Here is a 4,579-nt window from a genome sequence, read left to right as displayed (position 1 = left end):
GATCGACACCCCCCTTATCAAGGGGGGATGAAGGGGGGATCGACACCCCCCTTATCAAGGGGGGATTAAGGGGGGATCGACACCCCCCTTATCAAGGGGGGATTAAGGGGGGATCGACACCCCCCTTATCAAGGGGGGATTAAGGGGGGATCAGCACCCCCCTTATCAAGGGATATCCCCCCGCCTATCGGCACCCCCCTTATCAAGGGGGGCAGGGGGGATCAAAGACAAAATCTATCTTCAATTTAATTATAACCACTTACTTATATGACTCAAATAGTCGTAATTGGTGGCGGGGCAGCGGGATTTTTTGGCGCAATTAAAGCGGCAGAATCTAACCCAAAAGCTGGCGTTACTATCCTAGAAGCGGCAAAAGAACCTCTTGCGAAAGTGCGGATTTCGGGAGGGGGACGCTGTAATGTCACCCATCATTGTTTTGATGTTTCCCAATTGGTTAATTATTATCCTCGCGGTGGCAAAGCACTACGGGGAGCTTTTAGTCGGTTTCAACCCCAAGATACTATTAAATGGTTTGAATTGCGGGGGGTAAAACTCAAAACAGAAGCGGATGGACGAATGTTTCCCAGCACCGATAATTCTGAAACTATTGTTAATTGTCTGCGGGAAAGTGCGACTTTTGCTGGGGTTCATTTAAGGCTAAATTCCCCAGTTAAATCGGTAAAAAAACAGGAAGAAAGTTTTTTAATTGAATTAAAAAGAGAGGAGCAAATTAGGGCAGATAAGCTTTTAATTGCTACGGGAAGTAGTCCTTTTGGTTATCGCACCGCTCAAGATTTAGGTCATTCTCTAGTCTCTCCTGTCCCTTCTTTATTTACCTTTCAAATTGCCGATCCTCGTCTGAAAGATTTGTTAGGGGTTGCTGTGGATAAAGTGCGAGTTCGTCTTGGGGGAAGCAAATTAGAACAAATCGGACCCTTGTTAATTACCCATTGGGGAGTCAGTGGACCGGCTATTTTAAAACTTTCTGCTTGGGGGGCGCGGTTACTTCACGAGCATCATTACCGAATGCCTTTAATCATTAATTGGTTGGGGGATTATCATCCTGAAAAATTGCGAGAAATTATCTTACAAACTAAAAGTGAATATCCCAAAAGAAAACTTTTTAATTATTGTCCCTTTGAACAGTTACCCAAGCGTCTTTGGCAGAGTTTATTAAGTTACTTGACTGTTAACTCGGAAACTCCCTGGGCCGAATTATCTAAAAATACTCTCAATCGATTAATGATTGAATTACAGCAAGGGGAATATCAAATCAAAGGAAAAGGGGTGTTTAAGGAGGAATTTGTCACCTCTGGGGGAGTGAATCTTCAGGAAGTGGATTTTAAAACTATGGAAAGTAAAATCTGTCCGGGGTTATATTTTGCCGGGGAGGTACTAGATATCGATGCAGTCACGGGGGGATTTAATTTTCAAAGCGCTTGGACCACTGGTTATCTCGCCGGACAAGCTATGGGCAATAGAAGGGTGTAGGAAGCACCGGAGAGGGGGAAGTGGGGAAGTGGGGAAGTGGGGAAGTGGGGAAGTGGGGAGCCTTTTTTCAGTAAACAGTAAACAGTGAACTGAAAACTCACATCTGACAACAAGGGCCGAATCTAAGACCTAATTGGTTAAGCTAAAAGCTTTGATGTGCTTAGTTTCTAACCTTCTTTTTAGGTAGGAGAATTGTCAGATTCTGTCTTTTGCCTCTTGCCTGTTGCCTCTTGCCTTCAGAAGCTGATAACTGAATACTGACTCCTGACTCCTGAATACTGAATACTGACTCCTGACTCCTGAATACTGCCTTCGTTAAAACCGATTCCTTGATGCTGTTATTCCCAAATTGGACCGGCTGCAATGATTTCTTGGGAGGCCGTGGTAAATTGACGGAAATTTTCCACGAAACGATGGGCTAATTCTCGCGCCTGTAGGTCGTAGGATTCGCCATCTTGCCATGCTTGTCGCGGGTCGAGGATTTTTTTGGGAACTCCGGGGACAATTTCGGGGACGAGAACTTGAAAGATGGGATGAGGATGGAAAACTACTTCCTCTAAATCGCCATTTAAAGCGGCGGAAACCATAGCGCGGGTGTGTTTGATCGAAATGCGATCGCCGACTCCGTAGGGACCGCCGGACCAACCAGTATTAATCAGATAAACGGAGGTTTCGGGGTGTTGTTCTAAACGTTCCCCTAACATTTGGGCATAGACGAGGGGTGACAGAGGGAAGAAACATTGACCGAAACAACTGGAAAAAGTCACCTGTGGGGCGGTGATTCCCCGTTCCGTTCCCGCTAATTTGCTAGTATAACCGGAGAGGAAATGATACATCGCCTGGTTCGTGGTTAATTTGGCGATTGGTGGCAGTACCCCAAAAGCATCGGCAGTTAAGAAGATAATAGTTTTCGGGTGGGTTCCCATGCCAGATACGGCACAATTAGGGATATAACGCAGGGGATAGGCGGCGCGGGTGTTTTCGGTCAAACGTCCATCATCGTAGTCGGGAAGGCGATTATCGGGGGAAAGGATCACGTTTTCGAGAATAGTGCCAAACCGAATCGCCGCCCAGATTTGCGGTTCGTATTCGGCACTTAAACGGATGGTTTTAGCGTAACAACCGCCTTCAAAGTTAAAAATGCCGTCTTCTGACCAACCGTGTTCATCGTCACCGATGAGGCTGCGTTTAGGATCGGCGGAAAGGGTGGTTTTACCCGTACCGGAGAGACCGAAAAAGAGGGCTGTATGACCGTGTTTATCCATGTTAGCGGCACCGTGCATCGGTAAAACCCCTTGTTTGGTCATCAGGTAGTTCATCATCGAGAAGACGGATTTTTTGATTTCGCCAGCGTAGCGAGTGCCACCGATGAGAACGATTTTTTTGGCCAGGTTGAGGACGATAAAGGCTTCGCTGTTCAGGTCGTCATCTTCGGGATCTCCCTGTAACCCCGGCAGGGCAATCACGGTAAAATCAGTTTGATGGGCAGCTAGTTCGATCGCACTGGGCCGGAGGAATAACTGATGGGCAAAAAGATTATGATAGGCGATTTCGGTGACAACGCGCACGCCAAAGCGACAATTAGGATCGGACCCGACGTAACCATCGAAGATATATAGGTCTTTTCCCTGTACATAGGCGAGGACTTTTCGGTATAACTGCTGGAATTTTTCCTCGCTAATCGGGGCATTATGCTGATTCCAGTCGATTTCCTTTTCGCTATTGGCTTCTTTGACAATGAATTTATCTTTGGGGGAACGACCGGTATATTTACCCGTTTCCACCACTAAAGCCCCATTATCGGCTAAAACGCCCTCATGACGTTCGATCGCCTGTTCGACTAATTGCGGTACGGAAAGATTGCGATAAACGCGACCGAGATTTTTCATGCCTAGGTTTTCGAGGCCGTAGGTGGGATGAATTTGATTTTCTAATTCGTAGTAGAAATTGACATTCTCCATGCGATCGGGCAAGGGACAAGAGATACTATCATTGGTCAGCGTGTGTAGAGTCGGCATAACCCCAATTCTCCTGATAATTTAGTTGTCGGTTTAGAGCTAAGTTCCAGGTCTCTGATTAGTGCAGTTATAGAAACTAGAAAAACTCCGTTCTCTGTCTTTTTTCACTCCCAGACACCTAAGAAGCTATATTGATTAGTTTATTTGACGATATTTGCCTGATTAATCTGGTCTTTTGCTGTCGGTAAAGCCAATCTTAGAGCGGTAATTCAGGATTATTTGCCTATTTACCCGTCATCTCCCAGTCAGGGTTTTTACCTTTTCCCTCTTGCCGATCTAACTGCTTTTTCTAGATATTTTTAGTCTAGCTGTACAATAGGATACAGACGATGTTTTTTTTACAAAAATTAACAGCTAAACAAAATTGGTCAGCTAATCTAGCAGTTAAGCTGCCCGCGAATTTAAATTGCTTGTTGAGATGAGGCAACAGGCAACAGGCAACAGTAAAGGGATTTGGGTAGATTTAGCCAATCTCAAGGATAGGCGGTTAAAATGCGTCTTAGCCTATCTTCATGGTGGGGTAGGAAGTCTCTGGTTTTGGGCAACGTCAGAACAATAGCTGGTCGTCCGGAGATGATGCCAAGGCTCCTAAACGTGGTTAAATCGGTTTTGCCGCTAATAAAAAAAGTCGATTGACACAGGGACCAGTTAGCGGCCAAAATTAACTCTATTAGCCGTTGGCAAGCTCTAGAATTGATTGTGTAAGTAGTCGGACATAAATTCTGTTGTCTATCTTAAGAAATGTAAATTGCCGCAATTCTTACTGACTCCTGACTCCTGACTCCTGACTCCTTACCCCACAGTTAACTTTACTTTTGTCCAACTACTTAAAAGGTTAATTAAGTCTAGCTCGATCTCGAAAAAAAACAACTAATATTGACATCCTCACCGCCGTAAACGGACGGTGATTCCCAAACCTCACGATTTGGGTTTCTGCTTCTGTCCCGAAGGTTTTTCGCACCTGCCTTAACAGATTTACTCTGTTCTGGTCTTATGGTCGCTCTACAGACTGACACCGCAAGCCCTGCGGCCAAAATGTTTTTACTGGCGTTAATATCTCGGTCATGGTG

The 4,579-nt window shown here is 45.4% G+C and carries 3 protein-coding genes and 1 pseudogene; 2 read left to right on the top strand and 2 right to left on the bottom strand.

Annotation, left to right across the window (positions count from 1 at the left end; translation table 11 throughout):
• The first annotated feature begins 267 nt into the window (after positions 1 to 267).
• Positions 268 to 1,491, top strand: a complete 1,224-nt coding sequence (locus IM456_RS23155) for a BaiN/RdsA family NAD(P)/FAD-dependent oxidoreductase (RefSeq protein ID WP_287692545.1) — start codon at positions 268 to 270, stop codon at positions 1,489 to 1,491.
• 338 nt (positions 1,492 to 1,829) lie between these two features.
• On the opposite strand, the gene pckA is transcribed toward IM456_RS23155, so the two are convergent.
• Positions 1,830 to 3,509, bottom strand: a complete 1,680-nt coding sequence (gene pckA, locus IM456_RS23150; RefSeq protein WP_287692543.1) for a phosphoenolpyruvate carboxykinase (ATP) — start codon at positions 3,507 to 3,509, stop codon at positions 1,830 to 1,832.
• 418 nt (positions 3,510 to 3,927) lie between these two features.
• Here pckA and IM456_RS23145 point away from each other — a divergent pair, with 418 nt between their 5' ends.
• Positions 3,928 to 4,068 (top strand): hypothetical protein, encoded by a 141-nt coding sequence (locus IM456_RS23145; protein ID WP_002759867.1) that lies wholly within the window; start codon positions 3,928 to 3,930, stop codon positions 4,066 to 4,068.
• Positions 4,069 to 4,427: 359 nt separating this feature from the next.
• Here the strand turns inward: IM456_RS23145 and IM456_RS23635 are convergent.
• Positions 4,428 to 4,579: pseudogene (locus IM456_RS23635) on the bottom strand (RNA-guided endonuclease TnpB family protein); the annotation flags it as partial.

This window comes from Microcystis sp. M079S1 (assembly GCF_020246425.1).
Taxonomy (GTDB): Bacteria; Cyanobacteriota; Cyanobacteriia; order Cyanobacteriales; family Microcystaceae; genus Microcystis; species Microcystis aeruginosa.
This window is presented reverse-complemented; position numbering and strand designations above follow the sequence as displayed.

Coding starts and splice junctions, on each gene's coding strand:
- IM456_RS23155 (WP_287692545.1), top strand. CDS start 268: ATGACTCAAATAGTCGTAATTGGTGGCGGGGCAGCGGGATTTTTTGGC.
- IM456_RS23145 (WP_002759867.1), top strand. CDS start 3,928: ATGAGGCAACAGGCAACAGGCAACAGTAAAGGGATTTGGGTAGATTTA.
- pckA (WP_287692543.1), bottom strand. CDS start 3,509: ATGCCGACTCTACACACGCTGACCAATGATAGTATCTCTTGTCCCTTG.